The 26,801-nt window shown below is 66.7% G+C and carries 24 protein-coding genes; 14 read left to right on the top strand and 10 right to left on the bottom strand.

Annotated features, from left to right (window positions below; translation table 11 throughout):
* Window positions 1–8: 8 nt before the first annotated feature.
* Complete coding sequence (locus LN047_RS25880) at window positions 9–1,460, bottom strand: MFS transporter (protein WP_373980618.1); 1,452 nt, start codon at window positions 1,458–1,460, stop codon at window positions 9–11.
* 96 nt (window positions 1,461–1,556) lie between these two features.
* Here LN047_RS25880 and LN047_RS25875 point away from each other — a divergent pair, with 96 nt between their 5' ends.
* The 3 genes from LN047_RS25875 (at window position 1,557) to LN047_RS25865 (ending at window position 4,185) form a co-directional block, all read left to right on the top strand.
* Window positions 1,557–2,459, top strand: coding sequence for a helix-turn-helix transcriptional regulator (locus tag LN047_RS25875; RefSeq protein ID WP_373980617.1), 903 nt, complete (start codon window positions 1,557–1,559; stop codon window positions 2,457–2,459).
* Window positions 2,460–2,566: 107 nt separating this feature from the next.
* Window positions 2,567–3,343: a PadR family transcriptional regulator gene (locus LN047_RS25870; RefSeq protein WP_373980616.1), complete on the top strand. Its 777-nt coding sequence runs from the start codon at window positions 2,567–2,569 to the stop codon at window positions 3,341–3,343.
* Window positions 3,344–3,369: 26 nt separating this feature from the next.
* Window positions 3,370–4,185, top strand: a complete 816-nt coding sequence (locus LN047_RS25865) for a siderophore-interacting protein (RefSeq protein ID WP_373980615.1) — start codon at window positions 3,370–3,372, stop codon at window positions 4,183–4,185.
* A 22-nt stretch (window positions 4,186–4,207) separates the two neighbouring features.
* Here the strand turns inward: LN047_RS25865 and LN047_RS25860 are convergent, their stop codons facing one another.
* The gene (locus LN047_RS25860) at window positions 4,208–5,095 is read right to left on the bottom strand and encodes a LysR family transcriptional regulator (RefSeq protein WP_373980614.1); all 888 of its coding nucleotides are present in this window, start codon (window positions 5,093–5,095) and stop codon (window positions 4,208–4,210) included.
* A 103-nt stretch (window positions 5,096–5,198) separates the two neighbouring features.
* Here LN047_RS25860 and LN047_RS25855 point away from each other — a divergent pair, with 103 nt between their 5' ends.
* Window positions 5,199–6,059 (top strand): oxaloacetate decarboxylase, encoded by an 861-nt coding sequence (locus LN047_RS25855; protein ID WP_373980613.1) that lies wholly within the window; start codon window positions 5,199–5,201, stop codon window positions 6,057–6,059.
* Here LN047_RS25855 and LN047_RS25850 read toward each other — a convergent pair.
* Both LN047_RS25850 and LN047_RS25845 read right to left on the bottom strand, forming a co-directional pair.
* On the bottom strand, window positions 6,053–8,956 hold the full coding sequence (locus LN047_RS25850) for a WG repeat-containing protein (RefSeq protein ID WP_373980612.1): 2,904 nt from the start codon (window positions 8,954–8,956) through the stop codon (window positions 6,053–6,055). The genes LN047_RS25855 and LN047_RS25850 overlap by 7 nt on opposite strands.
* Window positions 8,957–8,958: 2 nt before the next feature.
* The gene (locus LN047_RS25845; protein ID WP_373980611.1) at window positions 8,959–12,105 is read right to left on the bottom strand and encodes a WG repeat-containing protein; all 3,147 of its coding nucleotides are present in this window, start codon (window positions 12,103–12,105) and stop codon (window positions 8,959–8,961) included.
* A 430-nt stretch (window positions 12,106–12,535) separates the two neighbouring features.
* On the opposite strand from LN047_RS25845, the gene LN047_RS25840 reads away from it, so the two are divergent.
* Window positions 12,536–13,777, top strand: coding sequence for an MFS transporter (locus LN047_RS25840; RefSeq protein ID WP_373980610.1), 1,242 nt, complete (start codon window positions 12,536–12,538; stop codon window positions 13,775–13,777).
* Window positions 13,778–13,838: 61 nt separating this feature from the next.
* On the opposite strand, the gene LN047_RS25835 is transcribed toward LN047_RS25840, so the two are convergent.
* Entirely contained in the window at window positions 13,839–14,219 is a 381-nt protein-coding gene (locus LN047_RS25835) for a cupin domain-containing protein (protein WP_056324729.1), read from the bottom strand.
* A gap of 103 nt (window positions 14,220–14,322) precedes the next feature.
* On the opposite strand from LN047_RS25835, the gene LN047_RS25830 reads away from it, so the two are divergent.
* Complete coding sequence (locus LN047_RS25830; RefSeq protein ID WP_062841246.1) at window positions 14,323–14,556, top strand: Arm DNA-binding domain-containing protein; 234 nt, start codon at window positions 14,323–14,325, stop codon at window positions 14,554–14,556.
* The gene (locus tag LN047_RS25825) at window positions 14,553–15,110 is read left to right on the top strand and encodes an ureidoglycolate lyase (RefSeq protein WP_373980609.1); all 558 of its coding nucleotides are present in this window, start codon (window positions 14,553–14,555) and stop codon (window positions 15,108–15,110) included. Before LN047_RS25830 ends, LN047_RS25825 begins: the two co-directional genes overlap by 4 nt.
* A 23-nt stretch (window positions 15,111–15,133) precedes the next feature.
* Here the strand turns inward: LN047_RS25825 and LN047_RS25820 are convergent, their stop codons facing one another.
* Window positions 15,134–15,730, bottom strand: coding sequence for a hypothetical protein (locus LN047_RS25820; protein ID WP_373980608.1), 597 nt, complete (start codon window positions 15,728–15,730; stop codon window positions 15,134–15,136).
* 149 nt (window positions 15,731–15,879) lie between these two features.
* Here LN047_RS25820 and LN047_RS25815 point away from each other — a divergent pair, with 149 nt between their 5' ends.
* Together LN047_RS25815 and LN047_RS25810 are read left to right on the top strand one after the other, a co-directional pair.
* Window positions 15,880–17,034 (top strand): DUF1254 domain-containing protein, encoded by a 1,155-nt coding sequence (locus tag LN047_RS25815; RefSeq protein ID WP_373980607.1) that lies wholly within the window; start codon window positions 15,880–15,882, stop codon window positions 17,032–17,034.
* A gap of 9 nt (window positions 17,035–17,043) precedes the next feature.
* Window positions 17,044–17,973, top strand: a complete 930-nt coding sequence (locus LN047_RS25810; RefSeq protein ID WP_373980606.1) for a LysR family transcriptional regulator — start codon at window positions 17,044–17,046, stop codon at window positions 17,971–17,973.
* A 17-nt stretch (window positions 17,974–17,990) separates the two neighbouring features.
* On the opposite strand, the gene LN047_RS25805 is transcribed toward LN047_RS25810, so the two are convergent.
* The 4 genes from LN047_RS25805 to LN047_RS25790 form a co-directional block, all read right to left on the bottom strand.
* Window positions 17,991–18,797 (bottom strand): SDR family oxidoreductase, encoded by an 807-nt coding sequence (locus LN047_RS25805; protein WP_373980605.1) that lies wholly within the window; start codon window positions 18,795–18,797, stop codon window positions 17,991–17,993.
* Window positions 18,798–18,822: 25 nt separating this feature from the next.
* Complete coding sequence (locus tag LN047_RS25800) at window positions 18,823–20,022, bottom strand: ABC transporter substrate-binding protein (protein WP_373980604.1); 1,200 nt, start codon at window positions 20,020–20,022, stop codon at window positions 18,823–18,825.
* A 32-nt stretch (window positions 20,023–20,054) separates the two neighbouring features.
* Window positions 20,055–20,987, bottom strand: a complete 933-nt coding sequence (locus tag LN047_RS25795) for a 3-keto-5-aminohexanoate cleavage protein (protein WP_373980603.1) — start codon at window positions 20,985–20,987, stop codon at window positions 20,055–20,057.
* Between the two features lie 248 nt (window positions 20,988–21,235).
* Entirely contained in the window at window positions 21,236–21,517 is a 282-nt protein-coding gene (locus tag LN047_RS25790) for a peptidylprolyl isomerase (protein ID WP_056324750.1), read from the bottom strand.
* A 262-nt stretch (window positions 21,518–21,779) separates the two neighbouring features.
* Here LN047_RS25790 and LN047_RS25785 point away from each other — a divergent pair, with 262 nt between their 5' ends.
* The 5 genes from LN047_RS25785 to LN047_RS25765 all read left to right on the top strand — a co-directional run bounded on the left by LN047_RS25785 (window position 21,780) and on the right by LN047_RS25765 (window position 26,800).
* A complete protein-coding gene (locus tag LN047_RS25785) occupies window positions 21,780–22,544 on the top strand; it encodes a FadR/GntR family transcriptional regulator (protein WP_082586342.1) in 765 nt (254 codons plus the stop codon).
* A gap of 36 nt (window positions 22,545–22,580) precedes the next feature.
* Window positions 22,581–23,939: an aromatic ring-hydroxylating dioxygenase subunit alpha gene (locus LN047_RS25780; protein WP_056324752.1), complete on the top strand. Its 1,359-nt coding sequence runs from the start codon at window positions 22,581–22,583 to the stop codon at window positions 23,937–23,939.
* Window positions 23,936–24,505, top strand: coding sequence for a 3-phenylpropionate/cinnamic acid dioxygenase subunit beta (locus LN047_RS25775; RefSeq protein WP_056324755.1), 570 nt, complete (start codon window positions 23,936–23,938; stop codon window positions 24,503–24,505). The genes LN047_RS25780 and LN047_RS25775 overlap by 4 nt, the downstream gene beginning before the upstream one ends.
* A gap of 103 nt (window positions 24,506–24,608) precedes the next feature.
* Window positions 24,609–25,601, top strand: coding sequence for a Bug family tripartite tricarboxylate transporter substrate binding protein (locus tag LN047_RS25770; protein ID WP_373980601.1), 993 nt, complete (start codon window positions 24,609–24,611; stop codon window positions 25,599–25,601).
* Between the two features lie 5 nt (window positions 25,602–25,606).
* Window positions 25,607–26,800 (top strand): FAD-dependent oxidoreductase, encoded by a 1,194-nt coding sequence (locus tag LN047_RS25765; protein ID WP_280001181.1) that lies wholly within the window; start codon window positions 25,607–25,609, stop codon window positions 26,798–26,800.
* Window position 26,801: the final 1 nt, after the last annotated feature.

Genomic DNA, 26,801 nt, shown 5'->3' with positions numbered 1-26,801 from the left:
GAACGCGGTCAGCGCTGACGGCCCAGCCGCCACAACAGCGCGGCCGCCAGAAGAATGGCCGCGACGTTGAACTGCATGGCTGACGCGAATGCCTGCGCATGGCGTTCGGCCACGCCCGCATCCGCATGGGCTTGCAGCGCACCGCCATACAGCATGCCCGCGGCCGATACGCCAAGCGCCGCGCCCACCTGCTGCAGGGTCGAGACCACGCCGGCGGCCATGCCGGCCTGGCGGTCCTGAACCAGTCCCATCGCCAGGTTCACCAACGGCGTGTTGACCGCGCCTTGGGCCGCGCCCAGCCACACCAGCGCGGGCAAAAGCGTCCAAGGGTCCAGATCGGCGCCCGCAAATTCCGTGTGCAGCATCAGGGCAGCCGTCGCGCCGCCATACAGCAGCGCGGCCAGCGCGATCGCCCGCGTCCCATACCGGGCAACCAGCCGTGGCGCGGCCATCGAGCCGGCGACGAACCCGACGCTGGCCGGCGCGAAGATCAGGCCGGCCGTCAGCGCATCGCGTCCAAAGCCAGTCTGCACCAGCAGCGCATAGCAAAGAAACATGGCGCTGGCGGTGGAGAACACCAGCATCACGACAAGGCACCCGGCCGCAAAGCGCGGCTGCGTCAGCAAGGCCATGTCCACCAGCGGCGCGCCGCCGCGCGCGGCGATCCGGCGCTGCAACCGCACGAATGCTGTCAATGCGGCCACCGATGCCGCGCCGCAGGCGAGCGTCCAGGCGGGCCATTGACGTGCCGGACCTTCGATCAGCGCAAGCAGCAGCAACGCCAGCCCCAGCCCCACGAGCGCGGCCCCGGGCCAGTCCATGGCCGCGCCGACAGGTTCGGCGGATTCAGGGATGTGACGCGCCAACCAGCAAGCCAACAGACCCAGCGGCAGGTTGACGAGGAAGATGGTGCGCCAAGCCAGGCCGAACAGATCCGCATGGACGATCCATCCGCCCAGCACCTGCCCGGCGATGGCCGCAAGGCCCAGCGTCATGCCAAGCCACGCAAACGCCCGCCGCCGCGCGTGGCCCTCGAAGCTGACGCGAATCAGCGCATACACCTGCGGAAACAGCAGGGCCGCCGCGGCGCCTTGCACGATGCGCGCGGCGATCAGCGTGTCCGGCGTGGGCGCCAGGCCGCACAAGGCGGATGCCAACGCGAAACCCGCCATGCCCAGCGTGAACAGGCGCCGCCTGCCGTGCCGGTCGCCCAGCCGGCTGCCCGCGATCAGCAGCACCCCGTACGCCAGTTCGTAGGCGGCGATGATGAAGTTGATCTGCGCGAAGCTGGCCGACAGCGTGGCTTGCATGCTGGGAATGGCCACGTTCACGACGAAGAGGTCGAAGATTGTGATGAATCCGCCGGAGAGCAGCACGGCCAGGCCAAGATTGCCCAGGCGCGGCGAATCGGTGTGGGGGAGGGTGGGCGAGGGCGTGGCGGGAAGGCAGGAGGTCGACATCGAAAAGGCCAGAAAGTCAGGATCGGCGCTATTCTGGTCGGACCTTCAGCCTTATACAATTTAGCTGTTTATGCTATTACTGCCTGCAACAGCGTCATGACCGCATCTCTGCCTTCAACCCCGTCCGCACCGGCTACGGCGCATCGTCTGGACCGCACCCGCGCCGATCTTTCCGAATTCCTGCGGCTGCGCCGCGAGCGGCTGACCCCCGCCGACCTTGGGCTGCCGCCCGGCCGCCGTCGCCGCACGCCGGGGCTGCGGCGCGAGGAGGTCGCGGCGCTCGCGGGCGTCGGGCTGGCCTGGTACACGTGGTTCGAACAGGGCCGCAACATCAGCGTGTCGTCGGCGTTTCTGGAAAATCTGGCGCGCGTGTTGCGGCTGGACGATGCCGAGCGCCGCCACCTTTACCTGCTCGCGCATCAGCGCCCGCCGGCCGAGACGGGCCGCACGTGGTGCACCGTGCCCGCGCAGGTCCGCCGCCTGATGGACGACCTGCCCGCGCGCCCCGCGTACATCCTGAATCTGCGCTGGGACGTCGTGGCGTGGAACGCCGCGGCGGACAAGGTGTTCAATTTTTCCGGGCAGGCGCCGGGCCGCCGCAATCTGCTCTGGATGCTGTTCGTGGACCCCGCCATGCGCGAGCGCTTCGTGGACTGGACCGCGCAGGCGCCTCGCATGCTGTCGTCGTTCCGGCGCGACTTCGCCAGCGCCGCCGGGGTGCCCGACATCGCCGAACTGGTCGATGAGTTGGAACGGGTGTCGCCCGATTTCCGGACCTGGTGGCGCGAACACGATGTGCATGGTTCGTGCATGGGCGTGCGCACGCTGCAGGTGGAATCACTGGGCGACATCGCATTCGAGCACGCCACCTTGAGCGTCGACGAAAGCCGTCACCTGCGCCTGGTGGTCTATGCGCCCGCGCCGGAGGAGCCCAAGGCGGCGGACTTCGCCCGTTGGGTGCAGGTGGCTGCCACCGCGCCGAGCGACTCTCTGCGATAAGACGCGCTGACGTCCTGCCGGCGCCAGAAAACAACGGGGGAGTTGACGCCGCCAAAGCGGCAGGTATATCGTACGAGCTATCGTAAGACATATCGTAAGAGGCATTCATGTCCCCCTTTTCGTTCATCGCCGCCGTCCAGCGCGCTGCCGGCGGACGCCGCGCCCATGGCCATCGCGGCCATTGTCAGCATCATGGTCGCCACGGCAACGCCCATCCCCACGCCCCGCATCCCGACCATCACGGCGGCCGTCATCATGATCATCACCCGCGTCACGCCAGCGCGGGCGGCGACTGGTTCTCGGGTGGCGCCCACGGCCGCGGCGACGCAGACGGCTTCGGCGGCGACGGCCGGGGTTTCACCCGCAGCCGCAAGGTGTCCAGCGACGACTTGCAACTGATGCTGCTCGGGCTGCTGGAGCAGAATCCCAGCCACGGCTACGAACTCATCAAGGCGCTGGGCGCGCTCAGCAACGGCTTCTACACCCCCAGCCCCGGCATGGTGTATCCCGCGCTCACCTATCTGGAAGAACTGGGCTACGCCACCGTCGAACAGGAAGGCGCCAAGAAGCGCTATCACCTCGCGGAACCCGGCAAGACGCACCTGGACGCCAACCGCGAGCGCCTGACGCTGATGTTCAACAAGCTCAAGCACGTGGCGCGCAAGATGGACTACATGCGCCAGGCCTGGAGCGGCCAGCCGCGCGAGACCGGCCCCGAAGGCGAGGACACCCGCACCGGCTGGCTGCCCGAATTCGTCGAGGCGCGCCAGGCGCTCAAGCGCGCGTTGCTGGATCGCACCGACGCCTCGCCCGCCGAACAACGACGCATCGCCGGCATCCTGGCGCGTGCGACCGACGAGATCAACGGCAAGTCCGGCGCCTGATCCCGTCCCAACTGACTGGAGTACCCATGAATCAAAGCGACCTCACCGTGGCGCGCGTGCGCCATACCCTCAAGATGCGCACGCTGACGGTGGCGCGCGTCGAGCGCATCGCCGGGCTGCTGGCCCGTGTCACGTTCACCGGCGAAGACTTGCAGGACTTCGTGTCCGCGTCCTTCGACGATCACGTGAAAATCTTTTTCCCCGCCGATCCCTTGCAACCGCCCGTGCTGCCCACTGCCGGGCCGGACGGCATCAAGTTCCCCGACGGCGTGCTCCGGCCCGCCGCGCGCGACTACACGCCGCGCCGGTTCGACACGGCGCGCCAGGAACTGGAGATCGAGTTCGTGCTGCACGGCGACGGCCCCGCCTCGACCTGGGCCGAACAGGCCGCGCCCGGCCAGCAACTGGGCATCGGCGGACCGCGCGGTTCATTTGTGGTGCCCACCGCGTTCGACTGGCATGTGCTGATCGGCGACGAGACCGCGCTGCCCGCCATCGCGCGCCGGCTGGAAGAACTGCCCGCCTCGGCGCAGGCGCTGGTGCTGATCGAAGTGCCGGCGGCAGAGAATGAAATCCCGCTGCAAACGGCCGCGAAGGCGTCGGTGCGCTGGCTGCATCGCAACGGGACAGCGCCGGGCTACAGCACGCTCTTGCTGCAAGCCGCGCGCGAATTGGCGTTGCCGCAGGGCGAAGGCTATGTGTGGGTGGCGGCGGAATCGGCCACCGCGAAAGCGGTGCGCGAGATCATGGTGGCCCAGCACGGCATCGACAAGAGCCGCATCCGCGCCGCCAGCTACTGGAAGCGCGGCGCAATTGCCGTGCACGAATCGCACGACGATTGAGCGTGCGGGCCAGCAAAACGCGCTAGGGCTTGCGGCAAGCCCGCGCCAGCGCAAGCAGATTGGCGGCCCGCGCACCGGTCGCATCGCGCACGGCCAGGCCCAGCACCGCGCGCGGCCAATCCAGCGCTAACGGCCGGTAGAGCACGCCATCCGGGCGCAGGGGGCGCAGCGAAGCCGGCACGATCGCCACGCCCATTCCCGCCGCCACCAGGTTCACGGCCGATGACAACTGCGGCGCCTGTTGCCCGATGCGCGGGCTCAGCCCGTGCTGCCGGCACGCCGCCATGATGTCTGCACTCAGGCCATAGCCCGATTTGCGCGAGTACAGGATGAAGGTCTCCTGCTGCAGGTCGGCGGGCGTGAGCCGCTTGCGGCGCGCCAGCGCATGGCCCAGCGGCATCGCGACCACCAGCGGTTCCTCCACCAGTTGCGTGAACGTCAATCCGCCGTCCAGCGCGAAGGGCGGGCGCACGAACGCGGCGTCGATCGCGCCGTCGCGCAGTTGCGCCACCAGCGTTTCGCTATCGCCCTGCGACAGCGTCATTTCAACTTCCGGGTAGCGCTCGCGGTACTGGCGGATCAGCTCGGTCACCACGCCGTTGAAAGACGCCGACTCGGTGAACCCCAACGTCAGTTCACCCACCTCGCCGCGCGCGGCGCGCTGGGCCGTGCGCACGGCCGCATCGGCGCGTTGCAGGATGTCCTGCGCGCACGCCAGGAATGCGCGTCCGGCGTCGTTCAGCGTCACCCCGCGGCCCGTGCGGTCAAAAAGGGGCGTGCCCACTTCCTGTTCGAGCTGGCGGATCTGCTGGCTGAGCGGCGGCTGCGCCATGCCCAGCAGCTCGGCCGCGCGCGTGAAATGCTGGGCCTCGGCAGTGACGACGAAATAGCGAAGATGGCGCAATTCCATATTGATATCTAAAGAGTACTGGTCAGCAATATTCCATATATTGGACATTCTAATGGCCGGCGCAGATCATGCGGGTATGAACCTTTTCTTTTGAATGATCCCCATGACTGCCCACTTATCACCCGGCGCGCGGTTGCGCCAGCAGCTCTCTGAAAACATCGTCGTGGCGCCCGGCGCGTCTGACGGCCTGTCGGCCCGCCTGGTTGCCGCGGCCGGATTCTCGGCGGTCTACGCCAGCGGCGGCGCCATCGCGCGTGCCGCCGGCTATCCGGACATCGGTCTGCTCAGCTTCACCGAAGTGATGGACCGCGTGGAAAAGATCGTCGACGCCAGCGGCCTGCCCGTCGTGGCGGACGCGGACACCGGATTCGGTGGCTCGGCCAACGTGGAGCGCACGGTGCGCCTGATGGAGCGCGCGGGCGTGGCGGCGTTTCATATCGAAGACCAGACCTTTCCCAAGCGCTGCGGCCACCTGGACGACAAGAGCCTGGTCGATGCCGGCGAGATGGCCCGCAAGGTCCACATTGCGCGCCAGACGCTCGCCGACGCCGACACGCTGGTCATCGCGCGCACCGACGCCATCGCGGTCGAAGGGTTCGACGCGGCCATCGCCCGCGCCGAGCTGTACCTGAAGGCCGGCGCCGACATGATCTTTGTCGAGGCGCCGGAGACGCTGGCGCAGATCCGCGCCATTGCCGAGCGGTTGCCGGGCTTGAAGCTCATCAACATGTTCTACGGCGGCAAGACGCCGCTGGTGCCGCTGCCGGACCTGGCGGCGATGGGCTACCGCCTGGCGATCATCCCGTCGGACCTGCAGCGCGCGGCGATCCACGCGATGCAGGAGACGCTTCGCGCGATCCGGCTGACGGGCGACAGCAGCGCAATGGCGGACCGGCTGACCAGCTTCAAGGAACGCGAAGCAATCGTGCAGACCGGCCGCTATCTGGCGCTGGATGCTCAGTAGGCGCGCGACGCCTCGGTACGCTTGCAGCCGTGCGGCATGCGCAGCGGCCACAGCCGCTGGCCGGCCGCGCCGTACAGGGTGCGGATGCCGCATTGCATCCTGACCTGTGCGACCAGGCTGCCGGCGTTGTCGATGATCCGCGAGTCGTCTTCCGTGGACACCACCGCACGCTGGTTCTCAAATCCGGACAACGCCCGGTATTCCGCAGGAATGGCGAACGCGCCCGTGCTATCGACATAGCCGTAGCGCCGGTCGCGGGCGGCGGGCGCCAGGCCTTCGCGCAGCGTACCCAGCGCGTCGAACGCCGGCCCCGTCAGCACGCCCTTGGCATCCACCCAGCGCATGCCGCCGCCAGACAGATGCGTGACGGCGCGGCCTTCCGAGAACCCCGATCCAAACCCTTCGACCGTCAACCGGGTCTTGCCGGACAAGTCCGTGTAGTCCGTCATGGTGCCCCGGTCGGCCGAGTAATAGCGGATCAGCAGGTCGGAGCGTGGCGGCCACGTCCATTCGCCCCGGGGCAGGGTGGCCAGGATCTTGCCGTTGGCGTCCATGACCTGCATGCCCTTGGCGTTGGACGTCAGCGCGCGCGCCGGCGTGCCTTGGAAGAGCGTGCCGGTGCGGGCTGCCGGCGCGATCTGCCACGCGCCCTTGCCGTTCAGGTAGCCTTCGCGGTCGGCGCGGCGGATCTCCATCCAGTCGCCCAGCCGCAGGTAGTCGGCATCCTTCATGTCCAGCGCGTCCGAGCCGTCCGGCGAGATGATCCAGCGGCGCTCGCTGTTGCCCGCGCTAACCGAGCCATCCCCAAAATCGCCCACCTGCAATCCGCGCATGAAGGCGGTCAGCGCCTGGCCGCGCGTATTGAACACTGCGGCGGGACGGTCATACTCGTCTTCTTGCTTGCCGGGCTGCGTCACCCGCCATAGCGTGTCGTTCACGCGTTCCACGCCGTGGTGGCTGGCCGGTACGACCCACTTGCCTTGCAGGTCGATGACCCCGACCCGGCCCGCGCCCAGCGATGCGATCGCCTGGCCATTCTGGAATTCGCCGATGCTGCGGAACGTGGGGGCGGCCAGCAGCTTGCCGGCCGCAAAATCGTACAGACCCCACGGCGCGCCGTCGGCCGCCGTTTGCACAAAGCGCGCCACGCCGGGCGCCACGACCTGCGTATCGAAGTTCTCGGGCAGCTCGAACGTCTTGCCCGCGCGGTCGATCATGCGCACCACGCCGTCGCCATACACCTGCGCGTAGCCATGACGGAACATGCCGATGTGCTGCTGCGCGGGCAGGTCGATGCGCTTGCCGCGCGCGTCCAGCAGCACCATGCCGTCGTCGGTTTCGGCCGCGTAGCGCAACTGGTCCGCTGTCAGGGCTGCGGCGTTTTCATGGTCGGTGTCGTCCAGCGGCGTCACGGCAGACCAGGACGGATCGGTGACGATGCTGCCATCGGAAAGCAGCAAGCCCACCTGTGTGTCGTCGCAATTGCAGTGGCTTTGCCCCAGCAGGCCCAGCGGACCGCCCGGGACGCCAGCGGGCAGCGGCTGGAGTTGCTGGTTCTGAAGCGCCGCTACCGTCTCGGGTTTGAGCAGCGGCTTGCCGTCCTTGTCCACCACATTGAGCAGGGCGCCTTGCTCGTCGGACAGCCACAGATTGCCTTCGCGCGTCTGCAGGCGGCGGGCGTCCGCGAGCCATGCGGGCGCCGTGGCGCCGTGCAGCCACGCGCCGGTCGGCGTCAGCAAACCGGCGGCGCGGCGGGATTCGTCCACGAAAAGGACATAGCCCTCGAGTTCGTCGCCGGCCGACAGCCCCGCGCCCAACGTGACCGGCGCGGCATGGCCGGGCACCAGCGCCATCAGCTTGTCGCCCGACCGATACAGAATGGTGTCGGCATGGCGCTGCGACGTCTGGCCTTCTTCGGTTGTCAGCGTGGCCACGATCGTGCCGGTGCGGTCCATCACCGCAAAACCGCCCCGCTGCGGCAGCTGCGCGCTGTAGAAAGCCTTGCCCACGGGCAGGATGCTTTCGTACTGCTGGTCCGCGCCGATCAGCTTGCCGTCCGCCGTCACCAGCACGGAGCCGTCCGGACCGTAGCCCGAGGCCAGGTTGCCGTCGTCCTGCAAGGAGATGTCGTCGAACACCGGGTCCACGACCCAGTTCCAGTCCTTGTCCACCACGCCGTACTTGGCCTGGCCGTTGGTGGCGATGTACAGACCCTTGTCGCCCAGCGGCCGCGTGATGACGACACCGTTCCCGCCGAAGCGGCGTTCGCCGCTGGTTGAACGGTATTCCTCTTTGTACTGAACCGTGGCCCGAGCGGGCACGCCATCGAACAGGCGCACGGCACGCACCACCTCGTCGAACGGCTCGCCCGCCGGATTGCCCTGGCGGTCGATCAGCATCGGCTTGCCGTCCAACGTCACCGCCGCCAGCCCGACCTCGACAAAGTCCTGTGCCGCGTCGTAGCGCGGGCGCACGGCCATGCGGCCATTGCGGTCGATGTAGCCCCACTTGCCTTGCCACCGCACGGCGGCAAGCCCGTGGCGGAAATCGCCCACTTCTTCAAAGATCGGCTCGATCGCGACGCGGCCGTTCCGGTCCAGAAAGCCCCATGCGTGGCGGCGCAGCGAGTTGTCGCGCGGCACTCGGTCGATGTTCTCGATGGCTGACGGCAGCAGCACCGCGGCGCGGCCGTCCTTTAGATCCCGGATGCAGCCGTTGCTGAAGGGGTTGCGCGCGGAGATGTCGTCGGCAGCCGGATAGACCGGGTAATCGGATTCGCCCAGGCAATAGATGTGGCCTGGCTGCACGTCGCCGGTCTGCGCCTGAACGGACAGGGATGCGCCCAGCGCGGCCAATGCGCAGGCGAGGCGGGTGGTTCGTAGCACGCGTGACGTCATGATCATTCTGCGTTGGCGTTGTCGACTGCCGGCGGCGAGATGCCGGCGGCCTCGGGGCAGGTGAGTTTCCGGGGCGGCCAGCTCTGCCGGTCCTCTGCATCCACGATCACCACCGTGTCGCACAGCACGCCGAACAGCGCGGTGGTCTTGCCCTGGGTATCGATGTACTCGATGAGCCGATTGCGCCGCACCAGCGCGCGGCCTTCCGAAAAGTCGCCGGCCCACGTGAACGCCGGCGCAATCGCATAGCGTCCGGTCAGATCGATGTAGCCGTACAGCTTGCCCGTGCGCTCCAGGCGGCGCGCCCGCGCCAGTCCGTCCTTCATGCGGCCAAGCTGGTTGAAGTGTGCGCCCACGACGCGCTTGCCGTTCGCGTCGATGAAGCCGTACTTGTTGTCGCCGTCGCTGTACGGCGCCACGCCCTCGCTGGCCTTGTCGCTGTCGATGGCGTAGCGGCCGGGCAGGCGGGTGACCTCGCGGCCTTGCAGGTCCACCAGAATGCTCGATCCGCTCTCGTCGTCATTGACGACGACGCGCTGCATCGATGCCAGCGGCGTGGCGTCGCCCCACTTCTCGAGCAGGGTCTTGCCGGTCTGGTCGATCAGGCGATAGCCCATGCCGATATTGGCGCGCGCCAGGCCTTCGGGCTGCGTGAAGAACGGATTGAATTCGCCATATTGCGCGGGCACCTTCATGTTGCCGCGCGCATCGATGGCGCCTTCGCGTTCGTCAAAGTCGATGTAAAGCCAGTCGCCGAATTGCTGCTTGTTGTTGGGCCGGCCCGCCGACAAGCGGATGGAGGCGCCCTCTGCATCGATCAGGACAGCGCTTGCGTCGGCCAATTCGCCGAGAAAGCGCCCATCGGCAAGCTTCTGCGGCTTGCCGACCACGGGTTCACTCGTTTTGCCGGTGCGCAGGTTGATGACGCGGTAGGCGCGTTCGGTGAAGCCGCCGCGATTGCGCTTGCCCTCCGGCGCTTCGACCAGCATCAGGCCGTTACCCAGGTATTCCAGATCGTAGGCGCCGTCGTAGCGGGCGGGCACTACCCACTGGCCCTCGCGGTTGACCACGCCCCAGCGGTTCTTGTCCTGGACCTTGGCCCAGTCGTCCTCGAACTCCTGTATCTGCTCGTAGACCGGCTTGAGCACTGGCGCGCCCTTGCGCACGTTCCACAGGCCCGAGCGGCGCTGGCGGTTTTCGTTGCGTGCGTAGTAGTGCAGCAGTTCGCCGTCAAGGCGCGAGGCCTCTTCCAGCACGTGTGCGGGAACGGACACTTCCTGCCCGCGGGCATCGATCAGAAGCGCGTCGCCGCGCAGCATGTCCTTCGTGCGGGCCCAGGTGTAGGGGCCCTTGAAGGGGCGGATCTCGGTGTAGCGCGGTTCGATGGCCCAGGCGCCGTCCGCGCCGATCGCACCGGCTTGGTAGTTCCTGGTGCGCGCCACGAGGGGCAGCGTGACGTCGTACGTGTCGATGTTTGCCCAATCCGGATTCGTGACGATCTTGCCCGCCGCCGTGAGGATGCCTGTCGGCTGGCCATAGTCGTGCGGACGCAGAAGCGCCAGCGGGGCATCGGCATCGCGGGCGGTCGTGCGCGCATAGTGAAACTCGCTGACGTCGTAGGCGCGCAGCTGCGCGAGGGTGGCCTCGTCAAGGATGCCAAGGCCGTCCCGGCCGTAGACCTGGTAAAGCGATTCGTCTGCGTTGGCGGTCGTTTGTGCGGCGTCTGCCGCGGCGGTGGCCGCATCCATGGCGGCATCTGCCGCGGTATCGGCTTGCATTGCGTCGGCCGCCATGGCGTCGTCTGCGGCAGCACCGGCAGCCGATGCTGCGGCTGCCGCAGCACCGGCTGCCGCCGCCTCAGCTTGAGTCGCCTCGGTGGGCGTCGCGTCTGCCACCGTTGCCGCTTCGGCAATATCGGTTGCGGCATCGGCGGCGACCGGCGGGTCCTGGAAAGCCGCCGCAGTCTCCGCTTCGGACGCCGCCTGCACTGCAGCCGCCGCGTCGGCGGCATGGGCTTGATCTTCCGCGCTCATCGCGTCGCCAGCCGCGTCGGCAACGCCGGCCGTGCGCCGCGCCGCGCCATAGACCCACGCGCGCCCGTGATGAATCTTGACCTCGCCGCTGCGCAAGGGGATCAGCTGCAGCCGGCCCTCGGGATCGATCAGCAGCGTCATGCCGGGCTCGGCGGCAAAGCGCCAGCCGTCTTGCTCCCGCACGCCCACATAGTCGCTTTCGAACGTATGCATGGGTTGGAGCTTGTCATCCAGCAGCAACGTGCCGCCATCAGCGACCCGCACCAGCCATATGCCCGGCGCCACCCGCTCCACGCGTTCGTAACGCTTGGCCGACAGCGCCTCGCCGCGCACATCCACGAATTCCCATGCCCGTTCGCGGTTCACGGCCACCACATCGCCATCGCGCAACGGCGGCGCGAGCGAGCGCAGCACTTGCGGGCTGATTGCCCAGGTGCCGTTCTGATCCAGCAGACCCCACCAGCCGCCGTAACGCGAATCGCGCGTCTGCGCGGGCAGTTGGCCGCTGGTCGGCGCGGCCAGCGCCATCACCCCTTCGGGCAGCGCGGCAGGCTTGCCGGTTACGGTGTTCACCAAGCGCGGCGGCGTGGGGATTTCCATCGCCGCCAGCTTCTGGCCGGGCTCAAACCCCGAGGTGCGCGTGCCCAGCGGAAAGGTCTTCACGACCTTGCCCTGACGGTCGATCAGCACATCCCTTCCACCCTCTTCGGCCAGCGCCGTGCCTTGCGCGTTGAATCCGGTCGCGTCGCTAAAGCGCGGCGGGATGACCCAGCGTCCCCGGGTGTCGATGTAACCCCAGAGATCCTGCTGACTGACGGCGGCCAACCCGTTCTGGAAGGAGCGGGCTTCCGAATACGCCGGCACGATGGCCATGACGCCTTGCTTGTCGATAAAACCCCAGGCAGCGGAATCGCCGTCGGCGGTGCCCACCAGCACGGCCGCCAGGCCTTCCTGGAATGGCTGGTGGCACGATGTGCCCGCGCCTTCGCCGAAATTGTTGTACGCGCACTGCTGCGCCCAGTTGGTTTGCGCGTGCGAAGTGACCGGCGCCAGGAGCGCGATCCCCGCCAGCGCCGCCGCAAGCGCCAGCGGCTTGAAGATGGGCGCCGCCGTCATGGGTTGCGGGCGCGGTCAACAACCGCGGAAACGAACGTGCCGGACCGGGCGTGCCACATGAGTCGATGCCTGCCGAAGGATTGGGAAGGCAGCCACTGTACTCAGCGGTGCCCGGGGACGGATCGGGAGATGTAACCATCAAAAACGAAGCGTTAACATGTCGCAGCCTTCGGCTGATTTTTTCGGTAATTCCCGTCATATTTCAAAAACATCGCGTAATTTCTTTTTTTGTGCGCACGTGGAAGGTTGGCATAGCCGCTCGATTCAGGTGCCTGTCTCGGTCATCAACGCAGTCTGGCGCGTTGCCGTGACATTCCCTCCACGCATGCAGCGGGCAAAAAATAATCGGTTGAGCCTCGCGTCTGGCGACCCTGTAATAGAGCCGATGCCCGCCTGAACGGGGGCGACGTTTCCTTGCAAGAGGTTCGCCATGTCCACCCCCCAAAAATCTTCCCTGGATGCATCGCAGTTGTGGCTGCTGGTGCTGGCCGGTGGCGTCGTCATGGGCCTTGCCCTGGGCGTGCGCCATGTGCAGGGCCTGTTTCTTCTGCCCGTCACCATGGACCGCGGCTGGAGCCGCGAGACCTTTGCCATCGCACTGGCCGTGCAGAACCTGACCTGGGGCGTCGTGCAGCCCTTCACCGGCATGATTGCCGACCGCTATGGTTCGGCGAAGGTGATCGCTGGCGGGTTGGTTTTTTATGCGGTGGGCCTGGCCGGCATGGCGCACGCCACGACGCCTGCGGGCTTCATGTGGACGGCAGGGGTGTGCATCGGCATCGCGCTGTCCGGCACGGCGTTCGCGGCCATTTATGGCGCGCTCAGCCGCCTGGTGCCGCCCGAACGCAGAAGCTGGGCGCTGGGCGTGGCGGGAGCCGTCGGCGGCCTTGGACAGTTCACGATGGTGCCCGCGGCGCAATGGCTGATCGGGGGCTGGGGCTGGGTGGCGGCCTTGCTGGCGTTTGCCGTGGCGCTGACTATCCTGTTGCCGTTGGCGTTTCCGCTACGCGAACCGGCGAACCGCCTGCGCGATGCCGGCGCGCCCGGCGCAAACCTGTCGCTGCGCGACGCCCTTCGCGAGGCCTTCACGCGCCCGGGCTTCTGGCTGCTGAACCTGGGATTCCTGGCTTGCGGTTTCCAGCTGGCGTTCATCGGCACGCACCTGCCCGCCTACCTGATGGACAAGGGCCTGCGCGCATCGGACGCGGTCGCCGCGCTGGCCATCATTGCGCTCACCAATGTCATGGGCACCTATGTCTGCGGAATCCTGGGCGCGCATCACCGGCGCAAGTACCTGCTGGCGGGCATCTATCTGATCCGAACCGCGGCTATTGCGCTTTTCATCCTGGTGCCGCTATCCACGTGGTCGGTCTACGCGTTCGCGGCGGTCATGGGCTTTGTGTGGCTGGGCACGGTGCCGCTCACCAACGGCCTGATCTCGCAGGTATTTGGCGTACGCTACATCACCACGCTCTTCGGCTTCGTGTTCTTTGGCCATCAGGTCGGCTCGTTTCTGGGCGTGTGGCTGGGCGGCGTGGTGTTCGAAGCCACTCGCTCCTATGACCTGATCTGGCTGGGGGCGATGGCGCTGGGCGTGCTGTCGGCCGCCTTGCACTGGCCCATCGACGACCGGGAGATCCAGCGCGCGCGGCCGGTGGGCGCGGCTGGCTAGGTGCGGCCGGCGAGGTGCGGCAGGCGAGGCGCGGCCGGCAAGGCGCAGACGGGAAGCGGCGTTACGCCAGCCGGTGCTGCGTGCCCGCGCCCATGGTGATGTGAAGCATGCGACAGGGCTCAATGACCTTGACGGTGTGCCACGCGCCCTTCGGAATCACGTAAGCATCGCCGGCCAGCATTTTCACGATCTGGATCCCGGTGGGCCATTCCAGGTGCAGTTCGGCCGCCCCAGACATCAGCCGCACGATCTCGTCGGCGCCGGGGTGCATCTCCCATTGCGGCCAGTCGGCCGCGAATTCGTACTCGGACACAAGCCAGCCGCGCCCGTATTGCTCAAGGTCTTCCGGAGATTGGGACCAGAATGCGTCGCCGCCCGTCACGGTGGCGGCGGCGCCGGCGGCGTCCAGATACACATAGTGCGACGTCAGGTCGATGGCCATGTTGCGCGTCCTCGGGTGGGGGGATCAGGGCAGTGTATGCCAGCGACGACTGTCACATCGTTGCGTTTATTATGTCTGCCATCGGCAACTTGGAGAGCACGCGATGAGCACGGGATTCGAAGGGGTGCGCCCCGCGTCCGAATCGTCCATCGAGATCGGCTTCTTCTATGACGGCCGGCATTGTGTCGAGCGTATCCGGGTCAAGCCCACCGCCGCCAACCTCAAGCGCGCTGCCGACCGGCGCGTTGCCATCCTGGAGGCCATCGCGCGGGGCGACTTCGACTACGACGCCGAATTCCCCAAACGCGGCGCTAAGCCATTACAGGGTCCCGCATGACGAGCAATTCGCAGCTTGAAGTCCACGATCTTTCGCCTGATGCCTTCAATGCCTACGGGTGGATGCTGGGCAAGCCCATGCCGGACGGCAACGGCGTTCCGCTGTTTACGAACCCGGCCACCGACTTCTGGCACGAGCACCTGTTCAACACGGGCGCGGGCGGCGACGCCGAGGTGCTGTGGGTCAATTACCGAAGCCAGTCCGCCGAAGTGGCCAGCCTGGAAAAGCACCTGCTGACGCAGCAGGCGATCGTCCCGCTGACGGGCAGCATCATCCAGATCGTGGCGCGCAGCGCCGCGGACGGCTCGCCCGACCTGGCCACGCTTGCGGCCTTTCATGTGGCGCAGGGGCAGGGCGTGTGCATGCGGCCGGGCTGCTGGCACGCCACCCGCGTGGCGGGCAACGAGGTCACGTGCCTGATGCTGACCCGCCGATCCACCACGGTCGACCTGATCCAGCACCTGACCACGGACGCCAGCACCACGGAAAGCGCCTTCGCGGCCATCCCCGCACGGCAACTGGAAATGCCTCAGGATCTGCTGCAAAGCGCCTGATATTGCGCCACGAGGGGGGGGAATCAGTCTCCCTCGCTGCACGCGAACCCCAGGCGCGCGAACAAGGGCCACTTGTTGCGGTAGCTGTCCGTCCAGCACATCCCAAAAAACGCCGCGAACGGCGCGTCGACCCGTTGCGCCGATATGTGCGCGGCGGCGTCGGCATCGGGCGGACAGAAGACCTGCCCTGGCGTCGGGTACAACGCGCCGTCCCAGATGGGTTGGTCGCAATGCTCGCAGAAATTGCACCATTCCCCTGACCGTGCAGGGTTCTGGCGGTAGGCCGGCGCAAGCGAGCGCAGCGTCTGCGCCACATCGGGCGCAAGAGCCCGTGTCGACGAGATCATGGCCGGACCCGGCATCGATTGCCATTGCGCGGGTCCGAACAGCCAGTCCTGAAACGCCAGCGGATCCAGTCCCGTGCTGTCCGCATCGTCCTCATCCAGCTCCAGGTCGCCCTCGGTGCTCTCGTGGCCGGGCGGCACGGCCAGCGCCGTCACGCGCGACAGCGTGTTGCAAGCGGCGCAGCGGTGCACGACCCGCAACACGAAGTACGACGACGCGCGAATGTTGAACGCCTCTCCGTCCGGACCGGTCATGCTGGGGTCTCGCGTTGACATGCTGCTGTGTCTTTCCTGTCGCACCGCTGCGGTGCACTGTTACTTCTACATGCCGGGGAAATATGACAGAATCCCCCGGAATTCGAGCCCTGGCGCAATCCGCCGCCGCCCTCGGGCGACTGCGCCATCCCGTCATGTCGGAGCCCTGAATGCGCCACCGCCAGATTAGCACCGGATTTTGCCGCGCCGCCTGCCGTCCGTTCATGGGGCTGGTTGCCGCCATCGTCGTGGCGGGCGTCTTGTCCGGCTGTGCGGTCCCGTCGCACGACGCCGCCGCCGGGCAGTCTGTCGGCATCGAGGGCCTCACCGCGCAACAGGCGCGTGGCATCGCGCGCGAATCCTACCTTTACGGCGCGCCCATGGTTGCCAGCTACCAGGCCATGTATGCCTACAGCCTGGACAAGCAGGGGGCGCAATACAAGGGGCCGGTGAACAGCATCAATCCGGTCGGCACCACGTCCGCCGCCGCGGCGGGCCTGGATCCCGCCTATCTGTATTCCTACGCCGCCCTGGACCTGCGCGCCGAACCCGTCGTCGTCATCGTGCCCCGCGTCGAAAAGCGGCGCGACGCCTCGTTGCAGGTCATGGACCTGTACATGCACCACATCGGCGACCTGGGCTCGCGCGGCCTGGGCGGTGGCGTTTTTCTCGTGGCGGGTCCCTCCTGGAAAGGCAAGGTGCCCCCGGGCATCACCAAGGTGATTCGGTCAGAGACGCAGCTTGCCACGCTGGTGGCGCGCACGCAGCGGTTCAATCCCGCCGACCAGGAAAACGCCAAGCGCATCCAGGCGCGCTTCAAGGTGCAGCCGCTATCGGCGTTCCGCAACCGGGCCGCGCCCGCCGCCCCTGCCAAGGTGGAATGGAAGGCGCCGGTTCCGCGCGCGCAGATGTATTCGTCGCTCGAGTTCTATGACGAACTGGCCTTCCTGCTGCGGTTCGCACCCGCACACAAATCCGAGACCGCGCTGCGCGAGCGCATGGCCACCCTGGGCCTGCGCCCCGGCGAGGACTACGACACAGCTACGCTTAACCCCGCGTTGCGCCGCGCGCTGCAAGAGGGCATGCACGATGGCCAGAACGACATCGACAAGAACCGCGCGGCGCAGGGCGCCGATGCCGGGGCGCTGTTCGGCGACCGGGACAAGCTGAAGAACGACTATCTGACGCGCGCGACCGGGGCGCAGATGGGGCTGTTTGCGTTTGGCGGAATGAACGCGCCCAAGGCGGCGCCGAAGTTGCCACCGAAGGTGCCACCGAAGCCGCCGCTAAAGTCTCAGCCCAAACCGCCACCCACGCCACAATAGGCGCGCCGCATGAAGCGCAACTTCAACATCCACGACCTGCGAATCTTCTACGCCGTCGTCATGACAGGCTCGACGCGCCAGGCCGCGCTGGCCATGCACCTGACGCAGCCCGCCATCAGCCACGCGATATCGCGTCTGGAAAGCGCCACGGGCGTTCAATTGTTCGACCGGTCGCACAAGACGCTGCGCCCGACGGAAGCGGGGCAATATCTCTACAGCGAAGCCAAGTTCGTGCTGGACGAACTGGTGCGCATCGACGAAGCCCTGCACAGCATCGAACAGTTCGGCGGCCGCGGGCTGCGCATCGCCTCGTCACCCGCGCTGGCGCTGGGCTACGCGTCCGACGCAGTGCGCCGTTATCTGGACATCAATGGCACGCGCCCGTTCTCCATCGATGTCGAGTCGTCCATGCAGGTCATCAGCGCCGTGGAAACCATGCGCGCCGACTTCGGCCTGGGCGCTGTCGGCCGGGACAGCACGCGGCTGACGTTCACGCCATTCCTGCGTGCGGACGTCATGGCGATCGCGCATCGCGAACATCCGCTGGCCGGGCGCGACGCCATCACGGTGCTCGACATCCCGCCGGACACGTACGTCAAGCCGTTGTGGTCCGACTATGTCGTGGCGCAGGGCGACATCGCCGATTCGTTGCTGTTGCGCTCCGGCATGCAGGCGCATATGTCGCTGCTGCCGGGCACGGTGCGCGCCGTCAAGGGCATCAGCCTGGTCAACGCGCTGTCCGCGTCCGACATCGTGACGTCGTTCCCGGATCTGGTGGCCGTGCCGCTCGCCTCGCGGCAATGGTTCGATTTCCTGTTGATCACCCGCACCGAGTCCCGCAACAACGAGCTGACCGCGCGCCTGCTGGACGCCCTGCGATCCACGGCGCAGGCGCGGCGGCAGGGCGTGTATGCAGAGACAATCGCGTTGCTGCAATAGCGGCAAGTGCGCCGGGCTTATTGCGCCGGCGGCTGCCACGGCAGCGATTGCAGATCGCCGTCGATGCTGATTGCCTGGCCGCTGACCATGGCCCCGTAAGGGATTGCCAGGAACAGCGCCATGTTTGCGATGTCAGCGGCGCGCACGAACTGCCGCAGGCTGACGCCCGACAGCTCCAGCCGTGTCTGCTCTTGGACCGACAACCCCATGTTCTTGGCGCGGGCGGCGATCACCCGATCGATGCGCGGGCCGGCCACCAGCCCCGGCAGTAGCGCATTGACGCGGATGTTCAGCGGCCCGAGCTCCATCGCGAGCGAACGCGTCAGGCCCACCACGCCCCATTTGGTGGCCGCATACGGCGTGCGCATGGGTAAGCCCATCCGTCCCGCCACCGAACTGATGTTGATGATGCTGCCGCCGCCCGACGCGCGCAGCGCGGGCAACGCGTGTCGCACGGTGTGGAACTGCGAGGCCAGATTGATGTCCAGCGTGGCATCCAGCTCTTGTGCGGTAATGTCGGCGATGCCTGCCGTGGGCCCGGCAATGCCGGCGTTGTTCACCAGCACGTCCAGCCCGCCCAAATGCGCTAGCGCGGTCTGCATGTAGCGGTCGATCTCATCGCGGCTGCCCACGTCCGCGCGCGCCCACGGGTGCCGGCAACTGGCCAGCGCCTGTTCATCGACGTCGCACAAGTGAACGCGGGCGCCGCGTTCTGCAAAGGCGTCGGCCAGCGCGGCGCCGATGCCGGACGCGCCCGCGGTCACGATGACGCGCTTTCCAGACAGGTCAACAGGAAGGGCGGCGATCGCCTCGGGTGTCGTCATGGGATTTCCAGATTGATTCATGGTGTCAGGGCTTCATCAGGCGGCAGGTCGACTCCTCGGGGGACGTATACACCTGGGTGCCTGGCACCCGCGCCACCAGCTTGTAGTAGTCCCACGGCGCCTTGGATTCCGCAGGCGTCTTCACCTGCATCAGGAACATATCGTGCACCATCAGCCCGTCCGCGCGGATCTTGCCGTCTTTGACGAAGAAGTCGTTCACGGGATTGGCCTTCAGCCACTTCATGATGGTGTCGCCGTCGGTGCTCTTGGTGGCTTCCACCGCCTTCAGGTATGTCGTCGCGGCGGAATAGTCGCCGGCTTGCAGCATGGACGGCTTCTTCTTCATCACGGCCTCAAAACGCGATGCCCACTTGCGCGACGCGTCGTCCTGGTCCCAGTACCACGCGGTCGTCAAATACATGTTCTGCGCCGCCGGCAGGCCCAGCGCGTGCACGTCGGTGATCAGCACCAGCAGGCCGGCGATCTTCATCTTGGGCGTCAGGCCAAATTCGTTGGCCGCCTTGACCGCATTGCTGGTGTCGCTGGCGGAATTGGCCAGGCCCAGCACCTGCGCGCCGGAGGCCTGCGCCTGCAGGATGAACGAAGAGAAGTCCGCCGTGTTCAGCGGATGCCGCACCCGGCCTTTGACGTTGCCGCCGTCGGCCTGCACCACCTTGGATGCGTCGCGCTCCAGCGCATGGCCGAACGCGTGGTCCACCGTCAGGAAATACCAGTCCTTGTTGCCTTCCTTCATCATCGCGCGCGCCGTGCCGCGCGCCAGCGACACCGTGTCGTACACGTAGTGCACGGTATAGGGCGTGCATTGCGCGTTCGTCAGTTCGGACGCACCCGCGCTCACCACGAAGAACGGCGTCTTCTTTTCCTCGGCCACCTTCGCCATCGCCAGCGCCGCCGCCGAATTCGCGCCCGCGATCAGCATGTTCACCCCGCGCTGGTCCAGCCATTCTCGCGCGCGGGACGACGCGATATCGGCCCGGTTCTGGTGATCCGCAACCAGTACCTCCACCTTCTTTCCGGCCACCGTGCCGCCCAGGTCCGCGATCGCCATCTTGATGGCCTCGACGCCGCCAGGTCCGTCGGCGTCCGCGGACAGCCCGGGCATGTCCGTGATGAACCCGATTCGGATCACGCCGTCATCGGCCTGTGCCGCACCTGCCATTCCCAACAGCGCGGCCAATGCCGTCGCGCGCAACGTCTTTTTCATGTCTTGTCTCCCCACTAAGTGGATGTGTGTGTTCAGAACGCGACGTGGTCGCGGCCCTTCAGTTGCAGCGTCTCGCGCGCGTCGTCCGGCGTGGCGATCTGCAAGGACAGGTCTTCCAGAATGCGGCGGATGCGGCGCACCTGATCCGCGTTGGACTTCGCCAGCTCGCCGGGCCCGTCCCACAACGAATCCTCCAGGCCCACGCGAACATTCCCGCCCATCGTCGCCGCCATCGTCGCAAGCGGCGTCTGCTTGCGGCCCGCGGCCAGCACCGACCAGATGTAGTCGTCGCCGAACAGCCGGTCCGCCGTGCGCTTCATCATCATCACGTCCTCGGGGTGCGTGCCAATCCCGCCACGGATGCCGAACACCGACTGGATCAGAAACGGCGGCTTGAGCAGCTTGCGGTCCACGAAATGCGCGGCGGTATAAAGATGACCGATGTCGTAGCACTCGATCTCAAAGCGCGTGCCGTTATCGCCGCACGACGACAGGATGTGCTCGATATCCTTGAACGTGTTGCGAAAGATCAGGTCGTTGCTGCCCTCCAGATACGGCCGCTCCCAATCCTGCATGAACGTCTTGAACCGCTCCAGTAGCTCGTACATCCCGAAGTTCATCGACCCCATGTTCAGCGACGCCACTTCCGGCTTGAACTGCAACGCCGGCGCCATCCGCTCGGCAATCGGCAGCACCGGCGATCCGCCCGTCGTGATGTTGACCACCACGTCCGATGCTTCCTTGATACGCGGCAGGAACTGCGCGTACAGCGCCGGATCCTGCGTAGGTCGCCCCGTGTCCGGCTGACGCGCATGCAGGTGCACGATCGCCGCACCCGCCTGGGCGGCATCAAGCGCCGACCGGGCGATCTCTTCAGGCGTGACGGGCAGGTGAGGCGACATCGACGGCGTATGGACCGAACCGGTGATGGCGCAGGTGATGATGACCTTTCTGGACTGTTTCATGGGCCTCTGGCGCGCGGCAGCTTGCCGCTGTGAATATGTCGCTACGGATCTTTATGGCCCCGGCTGTCTCCTCCGGGTGTGGGCCATTCTGTAGCAGGGCTTCGGGTCCTGTCACCTGAACAGAAATTATCAATTGATAGGGAATCCGGTGCTGCGCTGCAGCGTGCCATTCACGCTGCCGGAGCACGAAAAAAAGCCGCCGCCAGGATCGCTCCTGGCGGCGGCTTTTGCCGAACGGCTTCGAGGACTTAGTCCTTGCGGCTGGTCACTTCAACCAGGTGGTAGCCGAACTGGGTCTTGACCGGACCTTGCACTTGGCCGACCGGGGCGCTGAACACGACGGTGTCGAATTCCTTGACCATCTGGCCCGGACCGAAGGTACCCAGGTTGCCACCGTCGCGGCTCGACGGGCAGCTCGAGTTTTCCTTGGCGAGCTGGGCGAAGTCAGCGCCATTCTCGATGGCGGTCTTGAGTTCGTTGGCCTTCGCTTCGGTGGAAACGAGGATGTGACGGGCGGAGGCTTGTGCCATGAGGGAACTCCTTGCAGACTGATTTGGGGAGGGGAGAGTAACGCATTCGCGTGAACTCGCTACGCTGGCATCATAAACGGGGAGTGATCCGGCCCCGGGTCACAGACGGTAAGCGCGAGGGGGCACACCCCCGCACTTCCCCTAATACCCGCCCCTATCCTTATACGATTATCGTATTTTCAACACACCCCACCCCGGGCGTGTCCACAGCCGAGGCAACGCGGGCTGGCAATGAGATGCACGTTTTCGGACGAGACTTCCTATGCCTGATTCAGCTTCCCGAGTACTGTTGAAAAAAGACGCGGTCGTGCCGTTTACGTCGGAGCCCAATCTGACGGATCGTGTGACCGAGATGCTGCTGGACGAGATCACCAGCGGCGATTACCAGGTCGGTGAGGTGCTGCCCCCAGAGCAGACCATCGCCACCCGGCTTGGCGTTTCGCGCACCGTGCTGCGCGAAGCGGTTTCCCGCCTGAAGGGCGATGGCATCGTGCAGAGCAAGCAGGGCCGCGGGCTGACCGTCATGCAGACGGCGCGGCCGTCGGTGTTGCGCATGCAGGCCGCGGACATTGGCGATGCGGATCAGGTGCTGCGCATCGTGGAATTGCGCCGGGGTTTCGAGATCGAGGCCGCGCCGTTGGCGGCGGCCCGGCGTGACGAGGACGATCTGGCCGCCATGCGGCTGGCGCTGCGCAAGATGGCCGACGCGATTGCGTCCGGAGATGTAGCGGTGGGTGTGGATGCCGACATGGAGTTCCACCGCTGCGTGGCGCGTGCGACGCGCAATGAACACTATCTGAATTTCTTCGACTTCCTGGCGGTGTTGCTCAAAAAGAACCTGCGCGTGTCGCGTTCGCGGTCGGCCAAGATCGCGGGGCGCGGGGCGCAGGCGCAAAAGGAGCACGAGGCGCTGTTTGCCGCCATCGAAAAGGGCGACGTGGAACTTGCACGGCAGCACGCGCGCACGCACGTCGACAACACGGAAGCACGTCTGCGTACAGCGGCGGCCACGGCCGACAAGCCGTAGGCGCCCACTAAGGGCATCCTCCAAGGGGAAGTGGTGATGGGTCAGAAGACGATCGATGAGTTGGTGCGCGCCGACGAGGGACTGGTCAGCCGGTCCATCTTCGTGGACGAAGAGATCTTCCAGCAGGAATTGAAGCAGATCTTCTCGCGCGCGTGGCTGTTCGTGGGGCACGAAAGCCTGGTGCCCAAACCGGACGACTACTTTGTTTCGCGCATGGGCACGGAATCCGTGATCCTGACGCGCGACCGGCAGGGGCAGATTCAGGTCATGCTGAACAGCTGTGCGCATCGCGGCATGAAGCTGTGCCGCTACGACCATGGCAACAACCGGACGTTTACCTGTCCGTACCACGGCTGGAGCTTTTCCACCGACGGCAAGCTGGTGGAACGGCCCGGCGAGCTGGTCGGCGTGCCCGGCCACGCCACGCACTACAAGGGCGAACTGGACAAGAAGCAGTGGGGCCTGAAGACGGTGGCGCAGGTGGTGAACTACAAGGGCGCCATCTGGGCAACGTGGGATCCCAACGCGCCGCCGTTCCTGGACTACATCGGCAACATGCGCCTGTATCTGGACGCTGCGCTGGACCATCGCAACGGCAGTCCGGGCGGCTCCGAGGTGATCGGCGGCGTGCAGAAGTGGCGCGTGAAGTGCAATTGGAAATTCGCGCCCGAGAATTTCATTGGCGACCTGTATCACGACATCAGCCACCGATCCGTGGACATCGTGGGCATCGGCCCGGGCGGCGGCAAGGGGCGGCGCGATGCATCCGCCACGCGCTCGGCAATCTGCTTTCCTGAACTGGGCCACGGGCTGCTGGGCCGGCTGCCGTTCTACGAGGAAGGGCCGTACGCGCCCCAATACGCGCGTTATCCGGAAGTCGAGGCGTACTACCGCGAGATCCACGAACACCGCGAGCGCACGTTGGGCTCGGCGATGCGCGTGCAGACCAGCGTGGGCACGATCTTCCCGAACATGTCCTTCCACGGCCGTCAGCCGCGCACGCTGGCGGTGTTTCATCCGATCAGTTCGACCGAGATGGAGATGTGGCGCATGTACCTGGTGGACAAGGACGCGCCCGAAGCGGTCAAGGAAGCGGCGCGCCATTACTTCCTGCGCTACTCCGGCCCGGGCGGCATGACGGAATCGGATGACATGGAGAACTGGACGGGCGCCACCGAGGCCAGCATGGGCGCGATGTCGCGCGAGCTGTACTTCAATTACCAGATGGGCGTGGGCCATCGGCAAGACGTGCCCGAGATTCCGGGCTGTGCGGTCAACGGTGAATACACCGAGGAAAACGCCCGCATCTACTACCGGCGCTGGGCGCAGTTCATGAACGGCCTGTCATGGGACCAACTGATGGCGGGCGCGGTGCGCCTGGAGGAGGCGGCATGAACGCAACCGTGGAAAACGCGCCGCCGGTGGCGCAGGACGACAGCGTGGACGACATGCTGCTCTGGTGGGAGGCGCATCGCTTCCTGCATTTCGAGGCCGACCTGCTGGACCACCGGGAATTCGACAAGTGGCTGGGCCTGCTGGACGAGGACATCACGTATCGCATGCCGCTCACGCGCAACGTGCGCCGCGACGCGATGGCGCAGGAATACTCCGGCAAGCAGGATGCGGCGTGGTTTGACGAAGGCATCGACACGCTGCGCCAGCGCGTGGCGCAGATCAAGACGGGCATTCATTGGGCCGAGGAACCGGCCTCGCGCGTATCGCATCTGGTGACCAACATCCGCGTGCTGGACGTGACGCCGGACGACGGCGGCGGCGACTTGGTGCGGGTGCGTTCGCGCTTTCTGATCTACCAGAACCGCCTGCAGTCAGAAGTGAACCTGTTCGTGGGCAAGCGCGAGGACGTGCTGCGCAGGCGCGACGGGCGCTTCACCATTCTGTCGCGCGAAATCCACCTGGACCAGAACGTCCTCTTATCGAAGGCGCTGACGATCTTCTTCTAGCGCCGTTGCCGGAGCCGGCCCTTCTGCCGGCATTCGATGGTTTTCCTTCCACTCGGGGCCTGACCGCCGACAGGACGCGCTCGCCCATACCTGGAGTTGCAGCATGCAAAGACGTACTGTACTGAAGGCCATTGCCGGCGCGGCCGCGATGTCGGCAACGGGAATGTCGTGGGGCGCCGACGCGGCTTACCCGAGCAAGCCGATCCGCCTGATCGTGCCGTATCCGCCGGGCGGCGTCACGGACGTGGCGGGGCGTTTGGCGGGAGAAATCCTCACGCGCAAGTTTGGCCAGCCCGTGGTGGTGGAGAACCGGCCGGGTGCGAACGGCATGATCGGCAGCCAGCAGGTGGCTTCCGCGCCGGCGGACGGCTACACGCTGCTGCTCAATGGGCTGGGCGGCATGGTGCTGCCGATGGCCACGGTGACCGGTCTACCGCTCGATACGTCGCGTGCCTTCACGCCGATTGCGCAGATGGCCGAATTCATCAACGTGCTGATCGTGCGGGCCGACTCGCCGATACGCAGCGTCGACGACCTGATCGCCACGGCGCGCAAACGTAGCAAGGATGGCCTGAACTACGGCTCCAACGGCATCGGTTCGTCGGTGCACCTGACCACCGCGTTCTTCGCGCAGCACACCGGCACCAATCTGCTGCACGTGCCCTACAAGGGCAGCGGCGAGATGCTGGTGGACGTGGTCAACGGCAACCTGGACTTCAGTTTCAGCAATCTGCCGCCGGTGATGGGATTGATCCGCAAAGGGTCGATTCGCCCGATCGCCGTCACCAGCAGCTATCACAGCAAGCAGCTGCCGGATGTGCCGACGATGGCCGAGCAAGGTGTGGCGGATTTCGATGTGACGAGCTGGCTTGGACTGTATGGACCGGCTGGCATGCCGCCCGAGGTGGTGCAGAAGCTGAGCGCAGCGTTGCAGGAAGGCATGGCGCTGCCGCAGTCGGTGGAAACCTTGAGCGCCGCGGGCTTTGAACCCAGGCCCACGGGCGCGGATGCGTTTGCGGAACTGAACCGCGCCGAACTTGCGCGCTGGAAGCAGGTCGCCACCAAGGCCAGCATCTCCCTGAAATTCGGAGCTTGAGCATCATGGAAACGACATCGGCGCTGCAGCGGGTTCACACCGCCATCATCGGTGCGGGACATGCGGGCGTGGAGTGTGCGTGGGCCCTGCGCGCGGCGGGGGTGGACGGCGACGTGGCGCTCTTTGGCGCCGAAACGCATGCACCCTACGAACGGCCGCCGCTGTCCAAGGCCCTGCTGACCGGTTCGACCAGCGCCGAGCGCATCGCGTTGCGTGCGGGCAGCGCTTACGAAAAGTCGCGCGTAATCGTGGTGGCGGGCGACCCGGTGGCCGCCATCGATACCGCGGCGCACACGCTGCGCACGGCGTCGGGCCGCGTCGTGGCGTATGAGCATTGCGTGCTTGCCACGGGCGCCAGCGCGCGCGGCATTGCCGACGTGGCGGGCGAACAGGTGTTCTCGGTGCGTGGCCTGGACGACGCGCACCGGCTGCGCGAGGCGCTGCGGCCGGGCATCCGGCTGCTGGTGGTCGGCGCCGGATATCTGGGACTGGAAGCGGCCTGCTCGGCGCGCAAGCTGGGCGCGCAAGTGCTGGTGCTGGAGCAGGGCGGCAACGTGATGGCGGGCAAGGTGTCTGAGCCCACGGCCACACGGCTGGGCGACCTGCACCGCGAGGCCGGCATCGAGATCCGCCACGGCGCTGCGGTTCAGCGCTGGGAACGCACGGCATCCGGATGGCGCGCGCATCTGGCAACGGGCGAGGCCATCGATGCCGACCTGGTGCTGGTGTCGATTGGCGCAGTGGCCGAGACGGCGCTGGCCGAGGCGGCGGGACTCATCTGCCTGGACGGCGTGGTCGTGGACGAATGCTGCCGCACGTCCGCACCCGATGTTTACGCCATCGGGGACTGCGCCAGCGCCTTTCGGGGCGAGCTGCAGCGCTATGCCCGGATTGAAAGCGTGCAGAACGCGCTGGCACAGGCGCGCACGGCGGCCGCCGCCATCGCGGGCAAGGCGCCGCCCGCGTCGCGCCCGCCCACGTTCTGGTCAGAACAGCAAGGCCGCCGACTGCAGATGGCCGGCCTGGTCGATCCGGCCGCGCCGTGCCGCGATGTATTGCTGCCCACGGCCAAGGGATGGCTGGTCGAGCGCTATCAGCACGGCCGCCTGGCCGCGATCGAGGCGGTCGATAGCCCGGTGGAGTTCATCAAGGGCGTGCCGCGCATCGGCGCGCCCGAAGTGGCTGCGGCCACGGCGTGAT

Origin of the sequence: Achromobacter sp. JD417, from assembly GCF_041879325.1 — a bacterium.
Taxonomy (GTDB): domain Bacteria; phylum Pseudomonadota; class Gammaproteobacteria; order Burkholderiales; family Burkholderiaceae_B; genus Achromobacter; species Achromobacter mucicolens.
This window is presented reverse-complemented; position numbering and strand designations above follow the sequence as displayed.